General features: G+C 63.9%; 23 protein-coding genes and 2 pseudogenes. 18 read left to right on the top strand and 7 right to left on the bottom strand.

Going from position 1 to position 26,036, the window contains the following annotated elements:
• Positions 1–77 precede the first annotated feature (77 nt).
• Complete coding sequence (locus AB8Z38_RS15475; RefSeq protein WP_369725956.1) at positions 78–1,979, top strand: diguanylate cyclase; 1,902 nt, start codon at positions 78–80, stop codon at positions 1,977–1,979.
• 6 nt (positions 1,980–1,985) lie between these two features.
• On the opposite strand, the gene AB8Z38_RS15470 is transcribed toward AB8Z38_RS15475, so the two are convergent.
• Both AB8Z38_RS15470 and AB8Z38_RS15465 read right to left on the bottom strand, forming a co-directional pair.
• Positions 1,986–2,204, bottom strand: coding sequence for a SlyX family protein (locus AB8Z38_RS15470; protein ID WP_369725955.1), 219 nt, complete (start codon positions 2,202–2,204; stop codon positions 1,986–1,988).
• Positions 2,194–2,961, bottom strand: a complete 768-nt coding sequence (locus AB8Z38_RS15465; RefSeq protein ID WP_369725954.1) for a rhodanese-related sulfurtransferase — start codon at positions 2,959–2,961, stop codon at positions 2,194–2,196. Before AB8Z38_RS15465 ends, AB8Z38_RS15470 begins: the two co-directional genes overlap by 11 nt.
• Positions 2,962–3,169: 208 nt before the next feature.
• On the opposite strand from AB8Z38_RS15465, the gene ggt reads away from it, so the two are divergent.
• The 5 genes from ggt (at position 3,170) to AB8Z38_RS15440 (ending at position 9,382) form a co-directional block, all read left to right on the top strand.
• Positions 3,170–4,756: a gamma-glutamyltransferase gene (ggt, locus tag AB8Z38_RS15460; protein WP_369725953.1), complete on the top strand. Its 1,587-nt coding sequence runs from the start codon at positions 3,170–3,172 to the stop codon at positions 4,754–4,756.
• 171 nt (positions 4,757–4,927) lie between these two features.
• On the top strand, positions 4,928–5,542 hold the full coding sequence (locus AB8Z38_RS15455; RefSeq protein ID WP_369725952.1) for a (2Fe-2S)-binding protein: 615 nt from the start codon (positions 4,928–4,930) through the stop codon (positions 5,540–5,542).
• A gap of 4 nt (positions 5,543–5,546) precedes the next feature.
• Positions 5,547–6,569: a xanthine dehydrogenase family protein subunit M gene (locus AB8Z38_RS15450; protein ID WP_369725951.1), complete on the top strand. Its 1,023-nt coding sequence runs from the start codon at positions 5,547–5,549 to the stop codon at positions 6,567–6,569.
• A complete protein-coding gene (locus AB8Z38_RS15445; RefSeq protein WP_369725950.1) occupies positions 6,566–8,857 on the top strand; it encodes a xanthine dehydrogenase family protein molybdopterin-binding subunit in 2,292 nt (763 codons plus the stop codon). Before AB8Z38_RS15450 ends, AB8Z38_RS15445 begins: the two co-directional genes overlap by 4 nt.
• 60 nt (positions 8,858–8,917) lie before the next feature.
• Positions 8,918–9,382, top strand: a complete 465-nt coding sequence (locus AB8Z38_RS15440) for an FKBP-type peptidyl-prolyl cis-trans isomerase (protein ID WP_369725949.1) — start codon at positions 8,918–8,920, stop codon at positions 9,380–9,382.
• Positions 9,383–9,443: 61 nt separating this feature from the next.
• Here the strand turns inward: AB8Z38_RS15440 and AB8Z38_RS15435 are convergent, their stop codons facing one another.
• Positions 9,444–9,662, bottom strand: coding sequence for a CsbD family protein (locus AB8Z38_RS15435; RefSeq protein WP_369725948.1), 219 nt, complete (start codon positions 9,660–9,662; stop codon positions 9,444–9,446).
• Between the two features lie 128 nt (positions 9,663–9,790).
• Here AB8Z38_RS15435 and AB8Z38_RS15430 point away from each other — a divergent pair, with 128 nt between their 5' ends.
• The 3 genes from AB8Z38_RS15430 (at position 9,791) to AB8Z38_RS15420 (ending at position 11,383) form a co-directional block, all read left to right on the top strand.
• The gene (locus tag AB8Z38_RS15430) at positions 9,791–10,303 is read left to right on the top strand and encodes a cupin domain-containing protein (RefSeq protein WP_369725947.1); all 513 of its coding nucleotides are present in this window, start codon (positions 9,791–9,793) and stop codon (positions 10,301–10,303) included.
• Between the two features lie 125 nt (positions 10,304–10,428).
• Positions 10,429–10,851: a VOC family protein gene (locus AB8Z38_RS15425; protein WP_369725946.1), complete on the top strand. Its 423-nt coding sequence runs from the start codon at positions 10,429–10,431 to the stop codon at positions 10,849–10,851.
• A gap of 43 nt (positions 10,852–10,894) precedes the next feature.
• Positions 10,895–11,383 (top strand): VOC family protein, encoded by a 489-nt coding sequence (locus tag AB8Z38_RS15420; RefSeq protein WP_369725945.1) that lies wholly within the window; start codon positions 10,895–10,897, stop codon positions 11,381–11,383.
• Positions 11,384–11,508: 125 nt separating this feature from the next.
• Here the strand turns inward: AB8Z38_RS15420 and AB8Z38_RS15415 are convergent, their stop codons facing one another.
• Together AB8Z38_RS15415 and AB8Z38_RS15410 are read right to left on the bottom strand one after the other, a co-directional pair.
• Positions 11,509–12,627 (bottom strand): hypothetical protein, encoded by a 1,119-nt coding sequence (locus tag AB8Z38_RS15415; RefSeq protein ID WP_369725944.1) that lies wholly within the window; start codon positions 12,625–12,627, stop codon positions 11,509–11,511.
• A 2-nt stretch (positions 12,628–12,629) separates the two neighbouring features.
• On the bottom strand, positions 12,630–13,331 hold the full coding sequence (locus AB8Z38_RS15410; protein ID WP_369725943.1) for a FecR domain-containing protein: 702 nt from the start codon (positions 13,329–13,331) through the stop codon (positions 12,630–12,632).
• A 201-nt stretch (positions 13,332–13,532) separates the two neighbouring features.
• Here AB8Z38_RS15410 and AB8Z38_RS15405 point away from each other — a divergent pair, with 201 nt between their 5' ends.
• Entirely contained in the window at positions 13,533–14,813 is a 1,281-nt protein-coding gene (locus tag AB8Z38_RS15405; protein ID WP_369725942.1) for a phospholipid carrier-dependent glycosyltransferase, read from the top strand.
• Between the two features lie 48 nt (positions 14,814–14,861).
• Here the strand turns inward: AB8Z38_RS15405 and AB8Z38_RS15400 are convergent, their stop codons facing one another.
• Entirely contained in the window at positions 14,862–15,503 is a 642-nt protein-coding gene (locus AB8Z38_RS15400; protein WP_369725941.1) for an OmpA family protein, read from the bottom strand.
• Positions 15,504–15,859: 356 nt separating this feature from the next.
• Between AB8Z38_RS15400 and AB8Z38_RS15395 the strand changes: the two genes are divergently transcribed.
• The 3 genes from AB8Z38_RS15395 (at position 15,860) to AB8Z38_RS15385 (ending at position 17,749) form a co-directional block, all read left to right on the top strand.
• On the top strand, positions 15,860–16,105 hold the full coding sequence (locus AB8Z38_RS15395; RefSeq protein WP_369725940.1) for a hypothetical protein: 246 nt from the start codon (positions 15,860–15,862) through the stop codon (positions 16,103–16,105).
• A gap of 118 nt (positions 16,106–16,223) precedes the next feature.
• Positions 16,224–16,472: a hypothetical protein gene (locus AB8Z38_RS15390; protein ID WP_369725939.1), complete on the top strand. Its 249-nt coding sequence runs from the start codon at positions 16,224–16,226 to the stop codon at positions 16,470–16,472.
• A 116-nt stretch (positions 16,473–16,588) separates the two neighbouring features.
• Complete coding sequence (locus tag AB8Z38_RS15385) at positions 16,589–17,749, top strand: winged helix-turn-helix domain-containing protein (RefSeq protein WP_369725938.1); 1,161 nt, start codon at positions 16,589–16,591, stop codon at positions 17,747–17,749.
• 78 nt (positions 17,750–17,827) lie between these two features.
• Here AB8Z38_RS15385 and AB8Z38_RS15380 read toward each other — a convergent pair whose 3' ends face one another.
• Entirely contained in the window at positions 17,828–18,256 is a 429-nt protein-coding gene (locus AB8Z38_RS15380) for a DUF2809 domain-containing protein (RefSeq protein ID WP_369725937.1), read from the bottom strand.
• A 78-nt stretch (positions 18,257–18,334) separates the two neighbouring features.
• Here AB8Z38_RS15380 and AB8Z38_RS15375 point away from each other — a divergent pair, with 78 nt between their 5' ends.
• The 5 genes and pseudogenes from AB8Z38_RS15375 (at position 18,335) to AB8Z38_RS15355 (ending at position 25,828) form a co-directional block, all read left to right on the top strand.
• Positions 18,335–19,666, top strand: a complete 1,332-nt coding sequence (locus tag AB8Z38_RS15375; RefSeq protein ID WP_369725936.1) for an MFS transporter — start codon at positions 18,335–18,337, stop codon at positions 19,664–19,666.
• 244 nt (positions 19,667–19,910) lie between these two features.
• Positions 19,911–21,017: an efflux RND transporter periplasmic adaptor subunit gene (locus AB8Z38_RS15370; protein ID WP_369725935.1), complete on the top strand. Its 1,107-nt coding sequence runs from the start codon at positions 19,911–19,913 to the stop codon at positions 21,015–21,017.
• Positions 21,018–21,301: 284 nt separating this feature from the next.
• A pseudogene (locus AB8Z38_RS15365) lies at positions 21,302–24,440 on the top strand (efflux RND transporter permease subunit).
• Between the two features lie 30 nt (positions 24,441–24,470).
• Positions 24,471–25,071: pseudogene (locus AB8Z38_RS15360) on the top strand (TetR/AcrR family transcriptional regulator).
• A gap of 133 nt (positions 25,072–25,204) precedes the next feature.
• A complete protein-coding gene (locus AB8Z38_RS15355) occupies positions 25,205–25,828 on the top strand; it encodes a flavin reductase family protein (protein ID WP_369725934.1) in 624 nt (207 codons plus the stop codon).
• The last annotated feature ends 208 nt before the right edge of the window (positions 25,829–26,036 follow it).

Genomic DNA, 26,036 nt, shown 5'->3' with positions numbered 1-26,036 from the left:
CCCGGAAATGTCGGCAAGCGTTTCAGGGTTCAATAACAGAAGCGGCAGAAGGTCCGGCGATCGGAGATTTCTGCCGCATGAACGTCGTCTCACAAAGAGTCGGATCGAGCCGCCTGCCGCTGCGCGCGGCAGCCTTTGTCGTGCTCACTTGCGTGGCGATCCTCAGCATCAGCGGCTGGCGTGAATGGGCGGCACGCGACCCGGTGCTCAAAGGCGCCGAGACGGAGATGGCGAACGTCGCCCGCTCCCTGACGCAGCATGCCGAGGACAGTCTCGATCTCCTGGATTCCGGTGTTGTCGGCGTCGTCAGCCGACTGGAGATGGACGGTACCGACCTCGCCACGATCACGAAGCTGCGCAGCCTGCTCGAGGTGCGCAAGAAGGCGATCGAGCGCATCCACAGCCTCGCCATCATCGACGAGCATGGCAACTGGCTGACCTCGCCCGGCACCATTGCCTCCACGCTCAGCGACGACGCCTTCTTTCGTTACCATCAGCTCTCGCCCAAGCGCGAGGCCCATATCGGCCACACCGTGAAGAGCCTTCTGGACGGCGAATGGGTGGTCACCCTGTCGCGCCGTTTCAACAAGCCGGACGGCAGTTTCGGTGGCGTGGTGCTGGCGGCGATCAGCTCGAAATATCTTTCGCATTTCTACGAGCAGTTCGAGATCGGCCGCAACAGTTCCGTGACGCTGATGCACGGCGATGGCTTCATCATCGCGCGCAACCCAAGCAACGAGCAATTCGTCGGCCGTAACGTCGGTGACACCCCGCTGTTCCGGGACCCAAGCCTGCAACCGCCGAGTGGCACCTCTCATTTCAAGTCGCCACTGGATGGCGTCGAGCGCGTCAGCTTCTTCAAGCGGTCCGGCCGCTATCCGTTCGTCCTGCTCGCGACGGTCGACAAGGACGAGCTGCTCGCGCCGTGGCGTGCCGCCGCGACTTCCCGCCTGCTCTACGTGCTCGCGCTGGTGATGCTGATCGCCGTCATCGGCGCGGTGCTGGTGCGGCAGCTGCAACGCGGCCAGCACATGGCCGCCGCCCTGGTCGAGAAGGAAGCGCATTTCCGCCTGCTCGCGGAAGGCTCCAGCGACATGGTCACCCGGATCGGGCTCGACGAGCGCCTGCGCTATGTTTCGCCGTCGTCGAACCGCGTCGTCGGCTGGCGCGCCAATCAACTGATCGGCACGCCCGCGCTCGCGGGCGTCCATCCGGAGGACCTGCCGCAGGTTCAGGCCATCATCGACGCCATGAAGCGCGGCGAGAAGGACGAAGCGCGCGTCACCTACCGCAACGTGCATCGGCAGAAATCCGAGGTCTGGCTGGAATCAACCATGCGGGTGACGCGCAAGGACAACGGCAGCGCCGATGGCGTGGTCGCGATCTCGCGCGACATCACCGAGCAGAAGAAGCTGGAGACAAGGCTTGAGACGCTCGCGATCGAGGACAGCCTCACCGGCCTTGCCAACCGCCGCCGCTTCGACGAGCGGCTGAACGAGGAATGGGCGCGCGCCTACCGCGATCGCTCCAGCCTCGGGCTGTTGATGATCGACGTCGATCACTTCAAGTCCTACAACGACGAGTACGGCCATCCCGCCGGCGACGCCTGTTTGCGCGTCGTCGCGAAAATCATCGCGGCCGAGGTGCAGCGCGTCGGCGATCTCGCGGCCCGCTATGGCGGTGAGGAATTCGCCATGTTGCTGCCGAACACCGATGCCGCCGGCTGCGGCCGGATCGGCGAGCGGATCCGCAGCGCCGTCCGCGATGCCGGGCTGGTTCATGCCTCCAATCCGGTGGCATCCGTCACCGTCTCGGTCGGCGGTGCGGCTTGCCGGCCGGCGCTGGAGCGCACCGCAGGCACGGGATCGCTGGTGGAGGTCGCCGACCGCGCGCTTTACGCTGCCAAGGACGCCGGCCGCGACCGCCTGATGATGTCAGGCGAGGTCATGAACCTGCTGCTCAAAGCGTCTGGACAATAGTCCCGCTCAATAATGCGGTGGGCGCTCGTTGACAGGCCCCGGCGCATTCGCCTCGGCCTCTTGCAGCCGCTCGCCGAGTTGCGCAAGCTGTCGCGTCACCGCGTCGATCTGCTTCCATTGCGCGGTGATGGTCTGGTTCAGGCTCTCGATAATGTCGTCCTGATAGGCCAGGCGCGTTTCCAGCGTGTCGACGCGCTCAGCGAGCGCCTTGATCTCATTCGTCACGTGCCGCGTCCTTGTCCCGTTCGCGCGATCCAAATTCGCGCAATCCATCCCCGAGCGCCACGCGCTCATCGAACACGAAGCATTCGCCGCGCCAGCGGCTCTGCGCTTCCGGCACCTCTTCGAGATATTTGAGGATGCCGCCCTTGAGATGATAGACCTCGGCAAAGCCACGCGCGAGCAGATGCGCGCTCGCCTTCTCGCAACGGATGCCGCCGGTGCAGAACATCGCGATCTTGCGGTGCTTCGCCGGATCGAGCCGCTCGGCGGCAAAATCCTTGAACTGGCCAAAGCTCCTGATCTCGGGATCGACCGCGCCCTCGAACGTTCCCATCACCACTTCGAATGCGTTGCGGGTGTCGAGCACCAGCGTGTCCGGTGCCGAGATCAGCGCGTTCCACTCGGCGGCATCGACGTAAGTGCCGACCTGCCGCGTTGGATCGGCGGCCTCGTCTCCGAGCGTGACGATCTCCTTCTTCAGCCGCACCTTGAGCCGGCCGAACGGCATCGCCGCGGCGGTCGAGAACTTCAATTCGAGATTGTTCAGCCTGCCGCCAAACAGGTCGCCATGGGCGAGCTCATGGGTGAAGGCGTCGATTGCGTCGGGCGCGCCCGCGATCGTGCCGTTCAGGCCTTCCTGAGCCAGCAGCACGCTGCCCCTGAGCGCCAGGCCAGCGCAGAATGCGCGCAGCGGCTCGCGCAGCTCGCGGTAATCGGGCAGGGCGGCGAATTGATAGAAGGCGGCAACCTTGTAAATCATGCCGCCCGTTTAGCAGGCGGCCCGCGCTCAGAAAACCCGCATGGTTGCGGAGCGCGAAAGGCCTATACGCCTAGCGGATGGCAGCCATTTCCGTGGTATGCCAGCATTGCCCGGGCGGGGTGGAATGTGCCATGAAGACCCGGTTTTCAAACTGGCGCGGGACGCGCGCGCAGGACTTAGCCAGCGGCCTCGGAGAGCAAGAATTCGCATGAGAAATTTCCACTTCCCCGGCCGGTCCACGGTCCACGCCACCAACGCGATGGTCGCGACCTCGCATCCGCTGGCGTCGCTCGCCGCCATCGAGGTGCTGCGCGAGGGCGGCACGGCGGTGGATGCGGCGGTGGCGGGCTCGGCCTTGCTCGGCGTGATCGAGCCGCAATCGACCGGCATCGGCGGCGATTGTTTTGCGCTGATCCAGCCGCGCGGCGAGGGCAAGATCGTCGCCTATAACGGCTCCGGCCGTGCCCCGAAAGCCGCGAACGCCGACTGGTATCTCGAGCGCAAGATGAGCTCCGTGCCGCTGACCTCGGCGCATGCGGTTTCGATCCCCGGCGTGATCGACGCCTTTGCGACGGTGCTGCGCGACCACGGCAAGTTCGGCTTCGACCGGCTGCTCCAGCCCGCGATCAAGGCAGCCGAGGAGGGCTACGTCGTTGCGCCCCGCATCGCCTTCGACTGGAAGAACCAGTTCGAGAAGTTGAAGAACGGCACCAATACCCAGCGCTATCTCCTTCCGCACGGCAAGCCGCCGGTCGCCGGAGATGTCATCCGCCAGGCCGAGCTCGGCAAGACGCTGCGCGCGATCGCGAAGGATGGCCGCGATGCCTTCTACAAGGGCCCGATCGCGGAGGACATGGTCGAGACCCTGCGCGGAATCGGGGGCCTGCACACGCTGGACGATTTCGCCGCGCACACGACCGAGACGACGACCCCGATCGGCACGATGTACAAGGGCTATGATGTTTGGCAATGCCCGCCGAACGGACCCGGCCTCACCATGCTGCTGATGCTGAACATCCTGTCGCGCTTCGACCTGACGAAATACGCGCCCCTCAGCGTCGAGCGCTTCCATCTCGAAGCCGAGGCCGCGCGCATCGCCTACATGAATCGCGAGTTGCATGTCGCCGATCCCGAGCACATGCAGATCGAGGTGGCCAGGATCCTCGCCAAGGAATTTGCCGACGAGCACATCAGCAAGATCCGGATGGACGGCATGCTCGACCTGCCGAACGTCGCGCCGCCGATGAATCCCTCGACCATCTACATCACCGTGGTGGACAAGGACCGCAACGTCTGCTCGTTCATCAATTCGATCGCGCATTCCTTCGGCTCGGCGATCGTCTCCAACAACACCGGCGTGCTGTTCCAGAACCGCGCCGGCGGCTTCCGTATCCAGCCGGGCCACCCGAACAGCATCGCCGGCGGCAAGCGCCCGCTGCACACGATCATGCCGAGCCTGCTCACCAAGGCTGGCCGGTCCGTGATGCCGTTCGCGGTGATGGGCGGCCAGTACCAGCCGGTCGGCCAGACCCGTGTGGTGACCAACATCCTTGACTATGGCTGCGACGTGCAGGAGGCGATCGATATGCCGCGCGGCCTGCATTACGAGGGCCAATATCAACTCGAGGACAGCGTGCCGGCCGAGATCGTCGAAGGCCTCAAGAAGCTCGGCCACAAGACCACCAGCGTGGTCGGCCCGCTCGGCGGCGCGCAGGCGATCTGGATCGACTGGGACAAGGGCACGCTCACCGGCGGTTCCGATCCGCGCAAGGACGGCTGCGCACTCGGCTATTGATGGCTTGCGGAGGCCGAGTTCCTCACGCGAGATCAGCAAAAGTTGACGGAGGGCGACGCGGCATTTGCTGCGTTCGCCCTTTCTTGTTCCGGAACTGCGCTCGTTGCTCCAAGTTAAGGGGCGATGAGCGGCGCAGACGTGCGCTGCTGTCTCGAAGCGGCGGAGGCCGTCATGCGCGACAAGACAGGTTCCAGAAGCGTAGGTTTCGATCGGCGCGCCTTCATGGCCGGTGTCGCAGGCAGCGCGCTCATTCCCATGCCCGCGCGCGCCGTTGCCGAAGGCGCTCAGTCGCCAACCGCTCAGGACCCGACGCTGCCCGTCGACGTCACCTTGCGCGTGAACGGGCAAGACAAGCGCCTGCACATCGACGCCCGCACCACCGTTCTCGATGCCTTGCGGGAGCATCTCGGACTGACCGGCAGCAAGAAGGGATGCGATCACGGCCAATGCGGCGCCTGTACGGTGCTGATCGGCGAGCGACGCGTGGTGTCCTGCCTGACGCTCGCGCTCGCGGCGGAGGGCCAGGAGATCACCACCATCGAAGGTCTCGCCACCGGCGATCGCCTGCATCCGATGCAACAGGCCTTTGTCGACAACGATGCATTCCAGTGCGGTTACTGCACGCCGGGACAGATCATGTCGGCGATAGCCTGCGTGAAAGAGGGACATGCCGGCAGCGACGCCGACATCCGCGAATATATGAGCGGCAATATCTGCCGCTGCGCCGCCTATCCCAATATCGTCGCCGCCGTGAAGCAGGCCGCGCCTGAGATCATGAAAGGATAGGTCCATGCGATCCTTTCTCTATCAACGAGCAACAGACCCGAACATGGCCGTACAGCTGCTCAGCGCAGCCGCGGCGGCCGATGATCCGCTGACCCAGGCCGCCGCGCAGCCGCTTGCGGGTGGGACCACACTGATCGATTTGATGAAGCTCGACGTGATGCGGCCCACCGCGATTGTCGATATCAATCCGCTCGCGCAAGGCTGGTCGGCAATCGAGACTGGCGGCGAGAGCTTGAGGCTCGGCGCGCTCGCAAAGATGTCCGATGTTGCCGCGCATAGCGAGATCGAGCGCAATTATCCGGTGATCGCGAACTCGCTGAAGCTTGCCGCCAGTGCCCAGTTGCGCAACATGGCGACGCTTGGCGGCAACGTGATGCAGCGGACGCGTTGCAGCTATTTTCGCGATATTTCTTATGAGAACTGCAATAAGCGGAATCCTGGCTCCGGCTGTGCGGCGATGGACGGCGTCAACCGCATGCATGCGGTGCTCGGCACTTCGGATCGGTGCATCGCGACATATCCTGGCGATTTGGCGCAGGCCTTGATTGCACTCGATGCCGCGGTTGAAATCACCGGCAAATCCGGCAGCCGTAGCATTGCGTTTGCAGAGTTGCACAAGCCACCCGGCACTACACCCGAGATCGAGACGACGCTTCAGCCTGGCGAGCTGATCTCGGCGTTTTCCATCCCCGGGCGCTGGCCGCGCTCGGTCTATCTCAAGGCACGCGACCGGCAGTCCTATGAATTCGCGCTTTCTTCGGCTGCGGTGGCGCTTGACCTGCAGGACGGCGTGATCAGGGACGCGCGTGTTGCGATCGGCGGTGTCGCCACTGTGCCGTGGCGCGCACGCGAAACCGAGGCCCTGCTGAAGAGCCAGAAGTTCGATGACGGCCTGGCAGAGCGCGCCGCCGATGCAGCCTTTGCAGACGCCAAGGCGCGCCAGCACAACGGCTTCAAGATTGCGCTCGGCAAGCGCGTGGTGGCACGCGCGCTTGCGCAGGCCGCAACAATGGAGATCAGATCATGACCGTTGCTGCTCCCGAGCCGAAGGCCAATATGGGCCAGCCCGCGCCGCGTTACGACGCCGTTTCCAAGGTCACGGGCCGGGCGACCTATGCGTCCGATATGCCGCTGGCCAATCCGGGCTACGCATTCCTGGTCACCAGTGCGATCGCCAAGGGCCGCGTCGACAGCTTCGATTTGGATGATGCCATGCGCGTCCGCGGCGTCATCGACATCGTCACGCATCAGAACGCACCGGAACTAAAAGAGTCCAAGCTCTTCAGCAATGGCGGCTACGCCGGCACCACGATCCAGCCGCTGAAATCGGCCGAGATCGCCCATGACGGCCAGATCATCGCGGTGGTGATTGCCGAAAGCTACGAGGCTGCGCGCGAGGCCGCCAACCGCGTCAAGGTCAGCTATGCGCCCGTAACGCCGAGCGCCAGCTTCGGTTCACCGGGGGCGACGAAAGCCGCTGCGAAAGGCCAGAACTCGCAATTCAAGGAAGACCCGCAGGTCGGCGACTTCGCCAAGGCGTTCGATCAAGCCGAGGTCAAGCTGACTGCCTCCTACGACACGCCGACGCAGCACCACAATCCGATGGAGCTGTTTTCCACGAGCTGCGCCTGGATAGGCGACGACCTCGTCATCTACGAACCGAGCCAGTACGTCTATGGCCTGAAGAACGGCGTCGCCGAGCAGCTCGGCATCGATGCCGACAAGGTGCGTGTGGTCAATCCCTATGTGGGCGGCGGCTTCGGTTCGCGCGGCTCGATGACGCCGCGCACCGCCATCATCGCTGCCATCGCCAGGCGCTTGAATCGGGCGATCAAGCTGGTCCCGCCACGCGACCAGGGTTTCACCATCGCAACCTATCGCGCCGAGACGCGGCATCAGATCAAGCTCGGCGCCAGCCGCGACGGCAAGCTGGTCGCGCTCAGGCACGAAGGCGCCGAAGTCTCGTCGCGTCCGGACGCCTACTGCGTCGGCGGCACCAAAACGACGACTCGGCTCTATGCCTGCCCCAATGTCGACAGCCTGGTGTCGATCGTGCGGGCCGACCGCAACACGCCCGGCTTCATGCGCTCGCCGCCGGAGGTGCCTTACATGTTCGCGCTGGAAAGCGCGATGGACGAGCTTGCCGTCAAACTGAACATGGATCCCGTCGAGCTTCGCCGCGTCAACGACACCACCAATGAGCCGATTGCCGGCAAGCCCTACACGTCGCGGTCGCTGATGGCGTGCTTCGACGAGGCCGCGAAAGCGTTCGGCTGGTCGCAGCGCTCACCGGCGCCGAAATCGATGTCGGACGGCGATTGGCTGATCGGCTATGGCTGCGCGGCCACCTGCTATCCGACCCAGATGGCGCCCTCCGCGGCGCGCGTGCGCCTCCAGCGCGACGGCCGCACCCGGGTCGAGATCGCCGGCCACGAGATCGGCACCGGCGCCTATACCATCATCGCGCAGACCGCAGCCGAACGGCTTGGGGTGCCGTTGGAGCGGGTCTCGGTTTTCCTGGGCGACAGCGATTTGCCACCGGCGCCGGTCGCGGGCGGCTCGAACTCGACGGCCAGCACCTGTTCGGCCGTGATGATGGTCTGCGATCAGGTCCGCCAACGGCTGTTCAAGGCAGTCATGCCGAACGACAGCCTGACGGACCGGGCCAAGGAGACGATCGGCATGGGACAGACGGCGACAGCCCAGGCGGCGAAGAGCGATCGCCCGCTCGACATCGAGAAAGCCTTCGACGCGCTCGGCGTTGGCGTGGTCGAGGAGTATGGCGAGTGGAAGCCGGACGGAGCGCCACTGGATTCCTTCAAGGCCATGCACAGCGGGCACGCGCGGCTGGTCGGCGGCCATCAAATGAAAGACAAGATCGCCTACGCCTTCGGTGCGGAGTTCGTCGAGATCAGGATCAACCGCTTCACGCGTGAAATCCGTGCGCCGCGCCTGGTCGGCGCCTTCGCGGCTGGACGCATCATGAATCCGCGGACGGCGCGCAGCCAGCTCATGGGCGGCCTGATCTGGGGCATGTCCTCGGCGCTGCTCGAGGCCACCGAGATTGACGAGCGCACCGCGCGCTATGTCAACGACAATTTCGCCGATTATCTCGTGTCGGTGAATGCCGACGTGCCCGGCGTCGAGGTCATCCTACTGTCCGAGCAGGACGATCACATCAACCCGGCCGGCGCGAAAGGCCTCGGCGAGCTTGCCAATGTCGGCACCAACGCGGCGATCTGCAACGCGATTTATCACGCCACCGGTCAGCGCATCCGCAAGCTGCCGGTGCGGTTGGAAAATATCGAGGTTTGAGGGGTGGAAACCACTCCCTCGTTGGGCTAGACACCTCCCGCCTCGAACGGAAGGTGCCTTATGCAGCGTTTCCAACGCGTGCTCCTCGCCATCATGTCGGCACTCGCGATCGCAATGATCGGCGGCGTGTCCGGCTTTGTTTCCACCACGGCCTCGGCCCAGACCGCAGGGAAGACCATGACCACAGCTTCAGGCTTGCAGATCATCGACAGCGTCGCCGGCACCGGTGCCTCGCCAAAAGCGGGTCAGATTTGCGTGATGCACTATACCGGCTGGCTGTACGAGAACGGTCAGAAGGGCAAGAAATTCGACTCCTCGGTCGATCGCAACGAACCGTTCGAGTTTCCGATCGGCAAGGGCCGCGTCATTGCCGGCTGGGATGAAGGCGTTGCCTCGATGAAGGTCGGCGGCAAGCGCACGCTGATCATTCCGCCGCAACTCGGCTACGGCGCGCGCGGCGCCGGTGGCGTGATCCCACCGAATGCGACGCTGATGTTCGACGTGGAATTGCTTGGGGTGAAATGAAACCCACCAACAAAAAAGACCGGCCTTGCGGCCGGTCTTTTCGCATTCAAGCCTGCGCTCGTCAGTCGGCTGCGCGCTTTGCCGCGGCGGCGGCCCGGTCCGTCGCGTCCTTCGCGGCGTCCTTGGCATCACCCATGGCCTGCTGGCCCTTGCCCTTCACTTCCTGAACCGCGCCTTCACCCTTCATGCGGTCCGAACCGGTGGCTTCGCCGATGCCCTGCTTGGCCTTGCCGATCGCCTCATTTGTGCTGCCTTTGATCTTGTCGGTGGTGCTACCCATGAAACTCTCCTTCGTTTTGCTTACGGAGACAACGTTTCATGGCTGGGAGAGTTCCGATTTTGGCATGGCTTGCCGGGGCGGCCTTGAGCTAGTTTGCGACGGCACGGAACCAACAGAAAGCAGTCCAGATGACCGGCCATGACCACACACATCCGCACCATGCACACGATCATGACGATCGCTGGAAACATGACGGTGTGCGCGTCATTCCCGCCAACCAGCTCGATACCAACGTGCCGTCCACGCCAGGGATGGACCGTGCGGCCGCGATCAATTTCGCCCGCGTCGGCGCACAGAAATTATGGGCGGGCACCGTCAGCATCAAGCCGGATGCCAAGACCGGCGCGCATCACCACGGCCATCTCGAAAGCGTCATTTACGTCGTGAAGGGGAAGGCGCGGATGCGCTGGGGCGAGAGCCTGCAGTTCACCGCCGAGGCCGGCCCCGGCGATTTCATCTTCGTGCCGCCCTACGTGCCGCATCAGGAGATCAACGCCAGCCCCGACGAGGTGCTGGAATGCGTGCTGGTGCGCAGCGATGGTGAGGCGGTCGCAATCAACCTCGATATCGAGCCGGTCGAGAAGCCCGAGAACGTGCTGTGGATCGATCCGGTGCACCGGGATCCCAACGAGACGAAGTAACGCCTGCTGCCGGCTTTCGTGGTTCATGCGTAACGCGCGGGCCCGGCCAAAAAATAATCGGAAGCGGTGTCGGGTGGCCGACTGGCCGTCCGTCCTTGGGCAGAACCCCTCGCAAGGAGCTTCCGATGCCCAAGATGATCTTCGTCAACCTGCCGGTGACCGACCTCAAGCGCGCCACGGCGTTCTATGAGGCGGTTGGCGCGGTCAGGAACCCGCAATTCAGCGACGACACGGCGTCGTGCATGGTCTTTTCCGAGACCATCTACGCCATGCTGCTGACCCACGACAAATTCCGTCAGTTCACGCCGAAGCCGATCGCGGATGCCAAGACCTCGAATCAGGTTTTGCTCTGTCTCTCCGCCGATAGCCGCGACGAGGTGGACGCCATCGTGGGCAAGGCCGAGGCTGCAGGCGGGATGGCCGATCCGAGCCCGATCGATGAATACAGCTTCATGTACGGCCGCAGCTTTGAGGATCCGGATGGTCATATGTGGGGCGTGAACTGGATGGACCTCGCGGCTGCCCCCGCCCAGCCCGCGATGGCCTGATCGAAGCTCGACAAAATCGAATCCGGAAGAGGAGCATTCGCAAATGTCCAAGGTCGTGCCCTGCATGTGGTTCAACGGCGACGCCGAAGAAGCCGCGAAATTCTACGTGTCGCTGGTGCCGAATTCGGAGATCACGCACGTCCAGCGCAACGTCACCGACAACCCGTCAGGCAAGGAGGGCTCGGTACTCGTCGTCGAGTTCACGGTGGCCGGACAGCCGCTAGTCGCGCTCAATGGCGGGATGAAGATGGAGTACACCCACGCGCTCTCGCTGATGATCCATTGCGACGATCAGGCCCAGGTCGACAGCGTATGGAATGCGTTCCTCGCCCATGGCGGCAAGGCGCAGCAGTGCGGCTGGCTCAATGACCGTTACGGCGTGTCGTGGCAGGTCGTGCCGAAAGTGATGTTCGAATTTCTCTCGAGCTCGGACAGGCCTGCGGCCGCCCGCGCAATGCAAGCGATGATGAAGATGGTCAAGCTGGATGTCGAGGCCTTGCGCCGCGCATTCGAGGGCAAATCGGCAGCGTGATCTCAGCAACAGGTACCGAAGGTGGGCAAAGGCGCTCTTGCGCCGTGCCCACCGTCTTTCTACCACCGAGAGGGAAGTGGTGGGCACGCTTGCGCTCTGCCCGCCCTACAAGACCGTGCTGCACGTCAGTAATTGATCCGTAGCCCGACGCCGCCGTGGATGGTGTTGCCCACTGGCTGCGGACCGAGCGTGCCGTTTGCAAACAGGTCCACGATCCAGCCCTTCTGCACCCGGAAGCCGAGGCGGCCGCCATATTCGAACCAGCCCTGGTTGCCCATCGTCGGGACCACCGTGCCATCGCCGGTCACGGTGGCGACGATGCCGCTGTGGGACGCGAACGACTGCACCCAGCCGCCATTAAGGTTGGCTTCGATGTTGCTGCCGTAGAGATGGGTCCACTGGCCGCCGATCTTGACCAGGCTGGTGCGGTCGGTGCCGGTCGCAATGGTGGCGTCGAACGGATTGAACGCCGCCATGTTGTCCGCGTAGCCGGATACGCGCTGCCAGAGCTGCCAGACTTCGATGGACGCTGCGATTTCGTCGCGGGGTGACAGCCGGCTCATCCAGCCGGCACGGCCGTAGACCGCGTAATTCGCGGCGTTGGTCGAACTCGTGACGCTCACCGGTCCGAGGCTGGTGTTGTAGCTGCGGGTGTAGCGCGCTTTCTCCCACGGGGTCAGGATCGTGCCGATGTCGAAGAACGGGCGCGACGTGCCCCAGTCGGTGAAGTCATAGCGCAGCGCGAAGGCGCCGATCGGCGCGCTGGTGATGTTGTAACCGCCCTCGCTGTATTGCGTGTAGGCGATGCCGGCGAGCAGCGACAGGTTGTTGGTGAGCTCCTTGCGGCCGTGGATGCCGGCGGAGAACGAGCCGGCCGAGCCGAACGCGCTGACGCAGTCGCTGCAATTGACCTGCTCGTTCACACCGAGCAGCACAGTGCCGAGCACCCGGTTGGTGATCATCTGGTTGAAGCGCTGGTTGGCGAGGCCGCCGATCGAATTGCCGCTGGAATCGGCGCCGGTCGGCGTCGGCGACGGACTCGGACTTAGCGATGGTGAAGCGCTCGGGGTCGGCGTCGGTGTCGGTGTCGCCGTGGGCGTAGGCGTAGGTGTGGGCGTGTAAGTCGGCGTAGGCGTCGGCGTCTGGGCCGCCACCGGCTGCAACTGGGCTGCCAGCAGCAAGAACGTCCCGGCTGTGGTGAGCGCAGCCAGGAGAACGAAGCGCCGCATCCGGAGTTTCGTCATGATCAGCGCCCGCACAGCATGCCGTCGTCATGGACGGCGGGCGTGATGGTCGGCGAGGCGTCGGCATATTGGTTGACCGCGCACAGCCCGGCACTCGCGGCGCAGTTGGCGGCGAAAGTCCAGGGCGGTGTGTTGGTCTTGGCGATCCTGATCTTGCCGCCGCTCGAGGTGATGATCGCGGTCTCGCCGGGCTGGATGAGCTGCACGCATTGGAAGCTCAGCGTGCAGACGCTGGCGGCCCCCTCCTGAAGCACGACGACGGAGCGACCGCGCTGGGACAGGATGTCGAGCGTGGTGCCGCGTACGCCGATGGTCGCGAGCGGCGTCGTGATCTTGTAGGCGGTCTTCTCCGAATGCCCGGTGACGAAGCGGAATGCACCGGTCGTCATGCGGATCGCGACGTCGCGATAGCTGTGCTCGTCGTTGAAGACGGTGCGATCGAGCTTCAACGTTGCGCTCGCCCCGAGCGACAGGTTGGTGCTGTCGGCCATGACGAAGCGCGCCGCACTGTCGGCTCCGGTCTGCACGGTCTCGTCGCGCAGCATGCTGTCGCCGACATTGATCGGCGTCGCGGTCGCGGCGAGGCGCACCACTTCGTTCTGGACCACGACGGCTTCGCCGACGCGGGTCTGCGCCTGCGCGCAAGGTGCTGTGCACAGCAACGCCGACAACAGCATTGGGAAGAGCAAAGAACGCAAAATCATTTCGCTACCGATCGATATGTCCCTGATCGTACCGGACCGCGCGCATTTGTGTTGTGGCAGAATTATCACAAGCGGCGCAGGACGCGCGTTAGCTTAGTGACAGCCGCTGCAGAATGCGTTCAATGCTGCGAGCGAGTTGTCTTTTTTATCCGCGGTGACGCAGATTTGCCACGCAGAATAGCCCCACAGAAGCCGGGTCAATTGCCTGCAGTTCCAAAGCTGTCGCGGAGCGCAGTGATTGCTGTCGCGATTTTCCTAGCCGCACATCTCGCGCTGCTGATCGGCCTCGTAACGCCGGAAAAATTGGTGTTCGACGAGGTGCATTACGTGCCCGCGGCGCGGCAGATGCTCGGCCCCACGCTGTCGCAGCCGGTGCTCAATCCGATGCATCCGCCGCTGGCAAAAGAGATCATCGCGGCATCGATCGCGACGTTCGGCGACAATGCGTTCGGCTGGCGCTATCCGGCGACGGTGTTTGGCGCACTCGCGATCGTGGCGATCTATCTCTGCGGTCTCGCGCTGTTTGCCGCACAAGGCCCCGCGATCGCAGCCGCGCTGATCGGGGCCTTCAACCAGATGCTGTACGTCCAGTCGCGCATCGCGATGCTCGACATCTTCGCGCTTGGATTCGGCCTGCTCGCGACCGCCGCCTTCATGCACGGATTTCGAAGAGAGCGCCCGCATGCATTGTTCGCGCTTGCCGGGGCGCTGTTCGGTCTCGCCGCCGCGTGCAAATGGAGCGGGCTGTTTCCGCTCGGCGTCTGCGTCGTCATCGTTGCCATGGTCCGCCTGATGCGGAGCTGGCGCACGCTGTTTGCCGATGCCAGGCCGGGCGACTGGTACCGGCCGGATCTCTGGCCCGACTTCAGGGCGCACCATGTCGCGCTCTGCTTCGCGCTATTGCCGGCGTCGACGTATCTCGCCGCCTTCGTTCCACTTTACGGTCTGTCGCTGTCGGATCTGATCGAGGCGCAGCGCCGGATCTTTGCCGACAACACCACCACCGCGATCGCGGGCCACACTTATATGAGCTCGTGGCCGTCGTGGCCGTTGCTCGCGCGGCCGGTCTGGTTCCTGTTCGACAAGACGGCCGACGACAACGTCGCGGCGGTCGTTTTCCTCGGCAATCCGCTGGTGCTTTGGCCGGCGCTGCTCGCGCTCGCCGTGGTACTCCGCGACTTTATCGTCGCGCGGCGGTGGGATGCATTCCTGATCGCGGCGTTCTATTTCGGGCCCTGGCTTGCCTGGGCGTTGCTGCCGCGTACGCTGGGCTTCATCTATTATTATCTGCCGGCCGCAACAGCGGCCTCGCTCGCGCTGGTCTATGTGCTGGCCAAAGAGGGGTCGCCGCGCTGGCTGTTGTGGGCTTATGTCGGCGTCGCCGCGATAGGCTTTGCGGTGATGCTGCCGATTTCGGCGGCGTTCATCGGCACGTCGATGCAGACGTTCAACCGGCTGATGCTGTTTCAGAGCTGGATATGACATCGCCGCCCGCCATCGTCGTGGCGGGCGGCGTGTTTCGCGCAGCGATTATTTCGAGGCCGTCTTGGTATCCATGTTCACGACCTGGACGCGGCGGTTGACGGGATCGGCGCCATTGGCAGCGTCCTTCAGCTTGGTCTTGCCATAGCCGACGGTGACGAGATCGGTGCCGTTGAGGCCGTAGTTCTGCACCAGGTACTTCTTGATTGTGTCGGCGCGGCGTTCCGAGAGCCCCTGATTGTACTCTTCGGTGCCGATCGCATCGGTATGGCCGGCGACCACGAAGGTCGAGCCCTTCAGCGATGGATCTGACAGCGCCTTGCCGAGCGCCTGTACCGAGGGTACCGAGGTCTTGGCGATGTCGGCCGAGTTGTAGTCGAACTGGATCTCCAGATCGATGTTCGGCTTGGTCGCGGCGAGCTCGGCGATCTGGTCGCGCTCGCCCATCGAGAGCGAACGGGTCTGCCGGTTGCGCACGGTGTTGAGGAACGTCGCTTCCTTGGCCTGCACCGTCGGGTCGGCCTGCGGACCGACGGACAGGCCGCGGGTCACCGGCTTTGGCTTCAACGCATCCAGGATCTGGCTGGAGGAGACGTTGGTGTCGCCGGCGAAAGCCAGGCCGGCTGTCAGCGACAGTGCGGCCGTGAGGGTAATCACCGTCAGTCCAAAAAACTTGTTGAAATGGGTCATTGTCGTAACCTCGCTGTGACGCCTGATGGCGATTTGATGCCGCGAGCATAGAGTAGGTTCAAAGGCCCAGATGTGATCTTCGTCACGTTGGTGACAACGGGGCTGCGAGGTCATCCTACCTCGATTTGTGGGGACGGGACGCCGCTTTTGGATGGAAACCCAAGTACGTCGATTGTCGCAAAGGCGTCGTCGCGTGGCCTGCTCGCGAACAAGAATTTGGCCAGATGCGCGCCTAGCAGAAAACCTTGATCCAACAATTGCAGACAAGAGGAGCCGAGTTCCGTCCCGTGCCGAGGCCGAGTGACTATCAGTTTTATCGCAATGGCCCGCCGGATCGGACCGTGTCCGTAAGCTCCATGCCCATCTATATCGGCGCGGCGATGATCGCGGTGGCGATCCTGCTGTCGACGCTGATCACAGCTCTCACGTCCCGCTATGTCGGCCTCGAGGCCCCGAACGACGAGACCGTGTGGCTGGTCGACCGCCTCACTGGCAGCGTCTATCGCTGCCAGTCCGAGGGGCGCGGCAAGGCCGCCTGCGAACCCGATGTCGCCACCGGCAGCCTCGGTGACCGGTCCAAAGCGCCCAAAGGCGGCCGCTGATTGCCGCGCTTCGCACTGCAGCAAAAGAATTGTCTTCTCCGCGAAACGTTGTCGCTAGAGAATACGTAATTGCGAAGGCCGGCATGACGCCGGTTTCGTTTTACGGAGGAGACTTTTGATGAAGACCTTGCTCACCGCCGCTGCCTTTCTCGTGTTTGCCCTTTCCCCCGCGTCCGCCGCGATGATGGCGTGCAACAGCGCCAACCTGATGAAATCGACCGCCATGATGTCCGGCCCTGCCGATACGCCTGCCAAAATGGCCGCGAACAAGGAAATGGCCATGGTCAACACCGACATGAGCAATGCCAAGATGAAGAGCGCCTGCATGCACTACATGAAGGCGCAGAAGGCTATGATGATGAAATAGGCGCGAGGCCGCATCATCCGGCCGCGCTGTCACCAGCTGGCAGCGCGGCCTTTCCTCGATCCGCCTCTCTGCCCGCTTCTTTCTCCGGCGCGAATCCCGCTACATTGCTCCTCGCAATGCCTCGTTTAGCCAAACCGCTTCCGCTCCCGACGACACAGGCCCGGCAGATCTGGCTGCATGCCCAGCGGCTCGACACGCGCGCGCCGTTCGGGGAAGGCGCGGCGGCCGTGGCGGACGCAGTTGCCCATCTCGGCTATGTGCAGATCGACACCATCAACGTGATCGAGCGTTGCCACCACCACATCCTGTTCAGCCGCATCCCGTACTATCGCCGCGCCGATCTGCGTCACGCCCAGAGTGTCGACAAGAGCGTGTTCGAATACTGGACCCATGCGCTGTCCTACGTTCCGTCGGACGATTTTCGCTTCTTTCTGCCGGCGATGCGCGAGCACCGCCGCGAGGGGCATAAATGGTATGCGTCGGTCAAGCCGGCCGACACGCGCAAGGTGATGCGGCTGCTTCGCGCCGGCCCGCTGACGATCCGCGACATCGAGGACGACGTGCTCACCGAGAAGGAGCATCTCTGGCAGAGCCGAAAGCCCTCGAAGCGGGCGTTGCAGCTCGCCTTCTACACCGGCGTTGCCACCGTCAGCGAGCGCCAGGGCATGCTCAAGACCTATGAGCTGATGACGCGGCATTTCGGCTGGGACACATTGCCGAAGCCGGCATCAGCCAAGGAAATTACGGCCTATCTGCTCGACCGCGCCTTGCGGTCACAGGGCGTGGTGAGTCTCGACTCGGCCTGTCATCTCGACGCGCCGAGCAAGAAAGGGGTAGCAGCGCTGATCGCCTCGCGCGTTCGCCGCGGCGAGCTGGTTCCGGTTTCGCTCGAGGGCGCCGGCAAGCAGGAGCATTGGGCGCAGCCGTCCGCGCTGGAGCCGGGCGAGGTGTCGGCGGATCTTGTCCACATCCTCTCGCCGTTCGATCCCCTGATCATCCAGCGCAAGCGGACCAGTCTCATTTTTGGCTACAATCACCTGTTCGAAGCCTACGTACCCAAGGCAAAACGCAAGCTCGGTTATTTCGCGCTGCCGGTGCTGGTCGGCGACGAGATCGTCGCTGCGCTCGACCTCAAGGCTGACCGGCAGAACAAAAAGCTGCTGATGCAGAAATGGACTTGGGTCGGGCAGGGCAAGAAGACGGCGCGGCGCAAGGAGCTCAAGCAGAAGATCGAGGACGAGCTCGATCGCTTCGAGCGATTTCAACTGGCGGAGTGAGATGCGCTTTCGTAGGGTGGACAAAGCGAAAGCGTGCCCACCGAAATCGCCGCGCCAAGCAAGGTGGTGGGCACGGCGCTAAGGCGCCTTTGTCCACTCTACGAGACCGTCGATCCAAACGCCGAACGCAATCCCGATCGCGTAGGCCAGCAAATTCCACAGCGAGAAGATGCGCCCCAACAGCAGGGCGCCAGCGGTAGTAAGCCGGAACGCATCGAGCCACGGCGCATGCACCAGCCGGGAAAATTCGACCGCGACCGCGATCACCATCGCGAGCCCTGCGATCTGCGCCCGCGTCAGCCGCGGCAGCAAAACGCCGACCAGCAGATACATCATCGTCGCCCACAGCAGCGATCCGCCATACTTCACGGCGAAGGCGGGGAGGCCTAGCGGGAAGCCGTACCAGCGCAAGGACAGCCCGCAGGCGATGACCGCGAGGGCGAGCCCGGCGCGGATCACGGATGTTCGCAACGGCGCAACAGGTTTCTCCAACTGCGCCCCCTGCATCGCCTGCTCCATTGACTCTTTGCCTGTGATGCTCAAAACCGAAGATCAGCTCACAAAAACAATAATTCGGGGGACGCCATGAGCCAGACCACGACCTATGCCGGTTCCGCGAGCACCAACAAGACGGAAATCGAAACCTCGACCATCCGCGCCATCTCCTGGCGCCTGATTCCGTTCCTGGTGCTCGCCTACTTCTTCTCCTATCTCGACCGCGTCAATCTCGGCTTCGCCGCGCTGACCATGAATGCCGAGCTGAAGTTCACACCGCTGATCTTTTCCTGGGGCGCCGGCATCTTCTTCATCGGCTATTTCATCTTCGAGGTGCCGAGCAACCTCGCGCTCGAAAAGTTCGGCGCCAGCCGCTGGATCGCGCGTATCATGGTGACCTGGGGTATCATCTCGGGGCTGATGGCGCTGACGAGCGGTGTGACGAGCTTCTACGTCCTTCGTTTCCTGCTCGGCGTCGCCGAGGCCGGCTTCTTCCCCGGCATCATCCTTTATCTCACCTATTGGTATCCGGCCGAGTATCGCGCCCGCTTCCTCGCGGCGTTCGCGATCGCAGTCCCGGTCTCGACCGTGATCGGCGCGCCGACTTCGGGTCTCCTGCTCGGGCTCGACGGCGCCATGGGCCTGAAGGGCTGGCAGTGGCTGTTCATCATCGAGGGCATCCCCTCGGTGCTGCTCGGCATCGTCACCTGGTTCTATCTCACGGACCGGCCCGAGAAGGCGGGCTGGCTCTCGGCCGAGCAGAAGGCCTGGCTCAAGACGAAGCTGGACTCCGAGATCGCTGCCAAGCAGGCGGTGAAACATTTGTCGCTCGGCGAGGCGCTGTCATCACCGAAGGTGATCATGCTGAGCCTGGTCTATTTCGGCTTCGTCGGCGCGCTCTATGGCATGCAGTTCTGGCTGCCGCAGATCGTCAAGGCATTCGGCCTCACCAACGCCCAGACCGGCTTCGTCACCGCGATCCCCTATCTGTTCGGCACCATCGCCATGATCCTGTGGGCGCGGCATTCGGATGCGACGCGCGAGCGGGTGATGCATGTCGGCGCGCCGCTGCTGCTCACGGCCATCGCGCTTGCCGTCTCCAGCTACCTGACCGATCCGACTATGACGATGGTTGTGCTGGCCATCGCGGCGATCGGCGTATTCTGCTGCTTCGGCGTGTTCTGGACCCTGCCGACCGCCTGGCTCTCCGGCACGGCGGCGGCGGGCGCGATCGCGCTGATCAACTCGATCGGCAACCTCGCCGGCTTCGGCGGTCCGTATCTGATCGGCTGGGTCAAGGAAGCGACGGGGCAGACCTCGACCGGCCTTCTGGTGCTCGCGGTGTTGCCGCTGATCGCCGGCATTCTGGTCTTCATCGGCGGCCACGAGAGCAAGCACGAGTTTGCGGAGCAGAGGCGGTAACGGAAGCCTTGTAGGGTGGGCAAAGGCGCGCTCTTCGCGCGCCGTGCCCACCGTTTCTCCCGAAAGGCCGACCGATCTGGTGGGCACGCTACGCTTTGCCCACCCTACAATAGCACCTTCGTGGCGGCCATGGGCCGCTTTACCACCCCTAAACGATCACAGATTTCTGATGACTAACGATTATTGACTTTCATCAGTGATTAGTCGACATTCCTCTCATTGCAGTGCGCAGGAGTGTCCTCCGATGTTCGTCCGGTTAGTTTTATCGAGCTACTCCAGGCTCTTGGCAGGTATATCGCTGGCCGTGATGGCCGCGGCGCTGGCCGGATGCAACGACACCGTGGCGCAACAAGCCGAGCCGCCGCGCCCGGTTCTGGTCGCAACCGCCCATTATGAGGCCGAGACGCCGGAGCGCAGCTTCGTCGGCACGGTCAAGCCCCGGATCGAGAGCGATCTCGGCTTCCGCGTCGCCGGGAAGGTCGCAAAGCGCCTGGTCGAAGTCGGTCAGACCGTCGAAATCGGCCAGCCGCTCGCGACTCTGGACGAGGTCGACCTGAAGCTCCAGGCCGAGCAGGCCGTGGCCGAGCAAACGGCTGCGACCGGCGTGCTGGCCCAGGCCGCCGCCGCCGAGCAGCGTGCCAAGGAGCTGAAGGCCAAGGGCTGGACCACGGATGCGGCGATGGATACGAGCCGCGCCGCGGCCGACGAGGCCCGCGCGCGCCTGGACCGCGCCGTGCGCTCGGTCGAACTGACCAAGAATTCCCTTTCCTACGCGACGCTCAACGCCGACGCCCGTGGCGTCGTCACCGCAACGCTGATCGAGCCCGGCCAGGTGGTTGCCGCAGGCCAGACTTCGATCCGCGTCGCCCGCTTTGCCGAAAAGGAAGCGGTCGTCGCGATCCCTGAGACGCTGGTCGGACGTGCCAAATCGGGCGCCGCCAGCGTCACTCTTTGGTCGGAGCCGGGCAAGAAATACGCCGCCAAGCTGCGCGAGATCGCGCCCACCGCGGATCCCGCCACGCGCACTTACCTCGCAAAATTCTCGCTGCCCGAGGCCGACGACAAGGTTTCGCTCGGCATGACCGCGACGCTGACGCTGTCTGACGCCGCCACCGAGCGCGTCGCGCGGCTGCCGCTGTCAGCGCTGTTCAACGAAGGCGGCAAGCCCTCCTTCTACGTCGTCGACGACAACGGCGCGGTCGCGCTGAAGCCGGTCACGGTGAAGTCCTACGAGAGCAACGACGTCCTCATCACCAGCGGTGTGGAAGAGGGCGCCAAGATCGTCGCGCTCGGCGTGCAGAAGCTCGATCCGAGCCAGAAGGTGCGGATCGTCTCGTCACTGTCCTTTTAGCCTTCGTCGCTCCGGGGCGATGCGAAAGCATCGAACTATGGTGCGCAATCGCGCACCTGAGAACCTCGAGATTGCGGGTCTGGTCCTTCGGACCATCCCGGAATGACAAGAAACTAAGTTTCGTCGTGTGAGGTGAGTTTCGGCCAGAGCGCAAATGCGAAGGCTGAAGCGGCGAAGCGATCCAGAACCTGCCCAGCCCCCTGGATTGCTTCGCTGCCTCGCGACGACGGTTTGAACAGAGTGGCTGTTGTTTTTGGCAATCGGATCGTCTCGCGGAGAGAGCCATGAAGCGCTTCAACCTTTTCGGCCTGGGCTGTCAGCCATCCGACGCTGGTCCTGTTCCTGATGCTGGTGCTCGGCGTCGCCGGCTTCTTCTCCTATCAGAAGCTCGGACGCGCCGAGGATCCGTTCTTCACGGTGAAGGTGGTCAACGTCTCCGTGCTTTGGCCGGGCGCGACCGCGCAGGAGATGCAGGCGCAGGTCGCCGATCCCATCGAGAAGAAGATCCAGGAGCTGCCTTACTTCGAGAAGGTGCAGACTTATTCCAAGCCCGGCTTCACCGCGCTCCAGGTGACCTTCCGCGACTCCACGCCGCCGAAGGACGTGCCCTATCTCTTCTACTTGTTGCGCAAGAAGCTGGTCGACGTGCAGGGCCAGCTGCCCTCGGGTATTCTGGGACCCGTCGTCAACGACGAATTCTCGGACGTCGATTCCATTCTCTACATGATGACCGGCGACGGCGCCGACTATGCCCAGCTCAAGAAGGTCTCGGAAGGTTTTCGTCAGCGCCTCCTGAAGGTGCCGGGCGTGACCAAGGTCGACGTCTACGGCAATCAGGACGAACGCATCTTCGTCGAATTCTCGCACGCCAAGCTCGCCACCCTCGGCATCACGCCGCAGGCGCTGTTCGATTCACTCGCCAAGCAGAACAACGTGACGCCGGCCGGCACGGTCGAGACCTCGGCGCAGCGTGTGCCGCTGCGCGTCACCGGCGCGCTCGACGGCGTCAAGGCCGTGGCGGAGACCCCGGTCGAGAGCAACGGCCGCGTTTTCCGCCTGGGTGACATCGCCACCATCACCCACGGCTATGTCGATCCGCCGAGTTTCAAGGTGCGCCAGGAGGGCAAGGCTGCGATCGGCATCGGCGTCGTCACCGCCAAGGGCGCCAACATCCTCGATCTCGGCAAGGAGGTCGAAAAGGCTACCGCCGAATTCATGAAGGCCGTGCCGCAGGGCGTCGACGTCCGGCTCATCGCCGACCAGCCCAAGGTGGTCGAGCATGCCGTCAGCGAGTTCGTGCATTCGTTCATGGAAGCGCTGGTGATCGTGCTGTTCGTGTCCTTCCTCGCGCTCGGATGGCGGACCGGCATCGTGGTCGCGCTCTCGGTGCCGCTGGTGCTCGGCATCGTCTTCATCGTGATGAATACGTTGTCGCTCGACCTGCACCGCATCACGCTCGGCGCGCTGATCATCGCGCTCGGGCTCCTGGTGGATGATGCCATCATCGCCGTCGAGATGATGGTGGTGAAGATGGAGCAGGGTTGGGACCGCATGCGCGCGGCGTCCTTTGCCTGGGAATCCACCGCGTTTCCGATGCTCACGGGAACGCTGGTCACGGCCGCTGGCTTCCTCCCCATCGGCTTCGCCAATTCCGCGGTCGGCGAATATGCCGGCAGCATCTTCTGGATCGTGGCGATCGCGCTGGTCGCCTCCTGGTTCGTGGCGGTGATCTTCACGCCCTATATCGGCGTCATGCTGCTGCCCAACATCAAGGTGCACCAAAATCATGATCCGCACGCGGTCTACGAGACCCGCATGTACCGCGGCCTACGTGCCGTCGTGCAATGGTGCGTCAACCATCGCATCGCGGTGGTGGCCGCGACCGTCGGCGTCTTCGTTGCCTCGATCGTCGGCTTTGGACATGTGCAGCAGCAGTTTTTCCCGCTGTCGGAGCGGCCCGAGCTGTTCCTCCAGCTCCGCCTGCCGGAGGGCACCGCCTTCAACGTCACTGAGAAGGCCGTGAAGGAGGCCGAGACGCTGTTGAAGGACGACAAGGACATCGACACCTATACCGCCTATGTCGGCCAGGGCTCGCCGCGCTTCTGGCTCGGCCTCAACCCGCAGCTACCGAACGAGGCCTTTGCCGAGATCGTCATCGTCGCCAAGGGCGTCGAGGCGCGCGAGCGCGTCAAGGCCAAGATCGAGCGTGCGGCTGCCGACGGCATGCTGACGGAAGCGCGCGTGCGCGTCGATCGCTTCAACTTCGGTCCGCCGGTCGGCTTCCCCGTCCAGTTCCGCGTCATCGGGCCCGATGCCAACAAGGTGCGCGAGATCGCCTACCAGGTGCGCGACATCATGCGCGACAACAAGAACGTCAAGGACGTCCAGCTCGACTGGAATGAGCAGTCGCCTTACCTCAAGCTCGTCGTCGACCAGGATCGTGCCCGTGCCATGGGCCTGACCCCGCAGGATGTGTCGCAGGCGCTTTCGATGCTGATCTCGGGCTCACAGGTCACGACCATTCGCGACGGCATCGAGAAGGTCGGCGTGGTCGCCCGGGCGGTCCCGTCCGAACGTCTCGACCTCGGCAGCGTTGGCGATCTGACCATCACCACGCGCGACGGCGTTGCCGTGCCGCTCGAGCAGATCGCTAGAATCGAATATGCCCACGAGGAGCCGATCCTGTGGCGGCGCAACCGGGACATGGCGATCACCGTGCGCTCCGACGTCGTCGACGGCGTGCAGGCGCCCGACGTCACCGGCCAGATCGCGCCGAAGCTGAAGGGCATCCAGGACAAGCTCGATCCGGCCTACCGCATCGAGCCGGGCGGGGCGTTCGAGGAGTCCGCCAAGGGCAATGCCTCGATCTTCGTTCTTTTCCCGCTGATGGTGATGGTGATGTTGACGCTGCTGATGATCCAGCTTCAAAGCTTCTCACGCCTGATCCTGGTGTTCCTGACCGCGCCGCTCGGGATCGTCGGCGCCTCCCTCGGGCTCAACATCGCCAACGCCCCGTTCGGTTTCGTCGCGCTGCTCGGCCTGATCGCGCTCGCCGGTATGATCATGCGCAACGCGGTCATCCTGGTCGACCAGATCGAGACCGACGTTTCGCACGGGCTGACCCGGCGCGAGGCAATCGTCGAGGCAACCGTCCGCCGTGCCCGCCCCGTGGTGCTGACGGCGCTCGCCGCCATCCTGGCCATGATCCCGCTGTCGCGCTCGGCCTTCTGGGGCCCGATGGCGATCACCATCATGGGTGGATTGTTCGTCGCGACCTTCCTGACGCTACTCTACCTGCCGGGCCTCTACGCCCTGTGGTTCCGCAAGAGCCTCGATCAGGCCGGCACTCCCGAGCAGCCTGCCGCGCCGCAGCATGGGAGCGATGACGAGCACGCAATTCCGCTTGCTGAAGCGGCTGAATAAGTGACAAGAAGTACTGACGAGTCCTGACATATGGCACTGATTGCGGAACATATCGAAGGCGACACCCGGGACCGTATTCTCGAGGTGGCCGAGCGGCTGTTCCGCCAGATCGGCTACCAGAAGACCACGGTCGGGGACATCGCCAAGGAGCTCAGGATGAGCCCCGCCAACGTGTATCGCTTCTTCGAGATCGAAGAAGGCGATCCATCAGGCGGTGGCCCGTTCGTTGATGGGTGAGGTCGAACTGGAGGCGCAGCGGATCGTGGCGAGGTCCGGTCCGGTGCTGGAGCGCTTCCGCGAGCTGCTGACCACCGTCCATCGCATGAACACCGAGCGCTATGTCGGCGACAACAAGCTGCATGAGATGGTCGAGATCGCCATGCAGGAGGACTGGGGCGTCTGTGTCACCCATATGGAGTGTGTCGCCGGAATGATCGGCCAGATGATCGCGCAAGGCGTGGCCTCCGGCGAGTTCGAGGCGGCGGACCTGCAACTGGCCGCGCTGTGCACCTGCACCGCAATGATGCGCTTCTTCCACCCCCAGATGATCGCCCAGTGCGCCACCAAGCCGGGCCCCTCGATCGACCAGATGATCGATTTTGTCATTGCGGGCCTGTCTCCGCGCCACTGACGGGCGGCGGAATTTTTCCTATAAGCGCACCTGCCGTCATTCCGGGGCGCGCAAAGCGCGAACCCGGAATCTCGAGATTCCGGGTTCGGTCCTGCGGACCGCCTCGGAATGACGGGCAGCGGAGAAGCAGCGCGTGACCGACAAAGACCTTCACTTCTACGAGCCCTCCAAGGGCCACGGCCTCAAGCACGATCCGTTCAACGCCATCATCGCGCCGCGGCCGATCGGCTGGATCTCCTCCCGTGACACCAAGGGCCACGTCAACCTCGCTCCCTACAGCTTCTTCAACGCCTTCTGCTACGTGCCGCCGATCATCGGCTTCTCCTCCACCCACTGGAAGGACACGGTCGCGAACATCCAGCAGACCGGCGAATTCGTCTGGAATCTCGCCACGATGGATCTCGCCAAGCACATGAACGCGACCGCCGCGCATGTCGCCCCCGAGGTCGACGAATTCGAGATCGCGGGCCTGACCGCCGTGCCCGGCAACCTCGTCAACGTGCCGCGCGTCGGCGAAAGCCCTGTCGCCTTCGAGTGCAAGGTCTGCGATGTCGTCCGCCTCAAGGGCGCCGACGGCAAGGAAGCAAATGCCTGGCTGACGCTGGGCGAAGTCGTCGCCGTCCACATCGACAAGGCCATGATCAAGGACGGCGTCTACCAGACCGCAGCCGCCCACCCGATCGTGCGCGCGGGGCGCCGCGGAGACTATTTCGAGATCAAGCCGGAAAACATGTTCGAGATGGTCCGGCCGGATTAGGCTCGCGGAGCCCGTAGCCCGGATGGAGCGAAGCGCAATCCGGGATTCTCACCTCGCGGATAGGCTTTCCCGGATTGCGCTGCGCTCCATCCGGGCTACTGCCTCCCCTCCCGGAACTGCCACCGCCCCCGGCCGTTATCGCCCGGGGTCGCCCGGCCGCGTCAATTCGCTTCGTTTTGCTGCCGAAGTGTTCACTCCCGCCAGCCGA

The sequence above is a fragment of the Bradyrhizobium sp. LLZ17 genome (assembly GCF_041200145.1).
In the GTDB taxonomy this organism is placed as follows: domain Bacteria; phylum Pseudomonadota; class Alphaproteobacteria; order Rhizobiales; family Xanthobacteraceae; genus Bradyrhizobium.
Note: the sequence above shows the minus strand (reverse complement) of the source record. Positions and strands in the feature narration are given on the sequence as shown.

Excerpts from the sequence above, each read along its gene's own strand:
- AB8Z38_RS15445 (WP_369725950.1), top strand. The coding sequence starts at position 6,566 with ATGACCGTTGCTGCTCCCGAGCCGAAGGCCAATATGGGCCAGCCCGCG.
- AB8Z38_RS15430 (WP_369725947.1), top strand. The coding sequence starts at position 9,791 with ATGACCGGCCATGACCACACACATCCGCACCATGCACACGATCATGAC.
- AB8Z38_RS15425 (WP_369725946.1), top strand. The coding sequence starts at position 10,429 with ATGCCCAAGATGATCTTCGTCAACCTGCCGGTGACCGACCTCAAGCGC.
- AB8Z38_RS15380 (WP_369725937.1), bottom strand. The coding sequence starts at position 18,256 with ATGCAGGGGGCGCAGTTGGAGAAACCTGTTGCGCCGTTGCGAACATCC.
- AB8Z38_RS15400 (WP_369725941.1), bottom strand. The coding sequence starts at position 15,503 with ATGACCCATTTCAACAAGTTTTTTGGACTGACGGTGATTACCCTCACG.
- AB8Z38_RS15475 (WP_369725956.1), top strand. The coding sequence starts at position 78 with ATGAACGTCGTCTCACAAAGAGTCGGATCGAGCCGCCTGCCGCTGCGC.
- AB8Z38_RS15440 (WP_369725949.1), top strand. The coding sequence starts at position 8,918 with ATGCAGCGTTTCCAACGCGTGCTCCTCGCCATCATGTCGGCACTCGCG.
- AB8Z38_RS15435 (WP_369725948.1), bottom strand. The coding sequence starts at position 9,662 with ATGGGTAGCACCACCGACAAGATCAAAGGCAGCACAAATGAGGCGATC.
- AB8Z38_RS15375 (WP_369725936.1), top strand. The coding sequence starts at position 18,335 with ATGAGCCAGACCACGACCTATGCCGGTTCCGCGAGCACCAACAAGACG.
- AB8Z38_RS15410 (WP_369725943.1), bottom strand. The coding sequence starts at position 13,331 with ATGATTTTGCGTTCTTTGCTCTTCCCAATGCTGTTGTCGGCGTTGCTG.
- AB8Z38_RS15370 (WP_369725935.1), top strand. The coding sequence starts at position 19,911 with ATGTTCGTCCGGTTAGTTTTATCGAGCTACTCCAGGCTCTTGGCAGGT.
- AB8Z38_RS15450 (WP_369725951.1), top strand. The coding sequence starts at position 5,547 with ATGCGATCCTTTCTCTATCAACGAGCAACAGACCCGAACATGGCCGTA.
- ggt (WP_369725953.1), top strand. The coding sequence starts at position 3,170 with ATGAGAAATTTCCACTTCCCCGGCCGGTCCACGGTCCACGCCACCAAC.
- AB8Z38_RS15465 (WP_369725954.1), bottom strand. The coding sequence starts at position 2,961 with ATGATTTACAAGGTTGCCGCCTTCTATCAATTCGCCGCCCTGCCCGAT.
- AB8Z38_RS15390 (WP_369725939.1), top strand. The coding sequence starts at position 16,224 with ATGAAGACCTTGCTCACCGCCGCTGCCTTTCTCGTGTTTGCCCTTTCC.
- AB8Z38_RS15395 (WP_369725940.1), top strand. The coding sequence starts at position 15,860 with ATGCCCATCTATATCGGCGCGGCGATGATCGCGGTGGCGATCCTGCTG.
- AB8Z38_RS15420 (WP_369725945.1), top strand. The coding sequence starts at position 10,895 with ATGTCCAAGGTCGTGCCCTGCATGTGGTTCAACGGCGACGCCGAAGAA.
- AB8Z38_RS15385 (WP_369725938.1), top strand. The coding sequence starts at position 16,589 with ATGCCTCGTTTAGCCAAACCGCTTCCGCTCCCGACGACACAGGCCCGG.
- AB8Z38_RS15455 (WP_369725952.1), top strand. The coding sequence starts at position 4,928 with ATGCGCGACAAGACAGGTTCCAGAAGCGTAGGTTTCGATCGGCGCGCC.
- AB8Z38_RS15415 (WP_369725944.1), bottom strand. The coding sequence starts at position 12,627 with ATGACGAAACTCCGGATGCGGCGCTTCGTTCTCCTGGCTGCGCTCACC.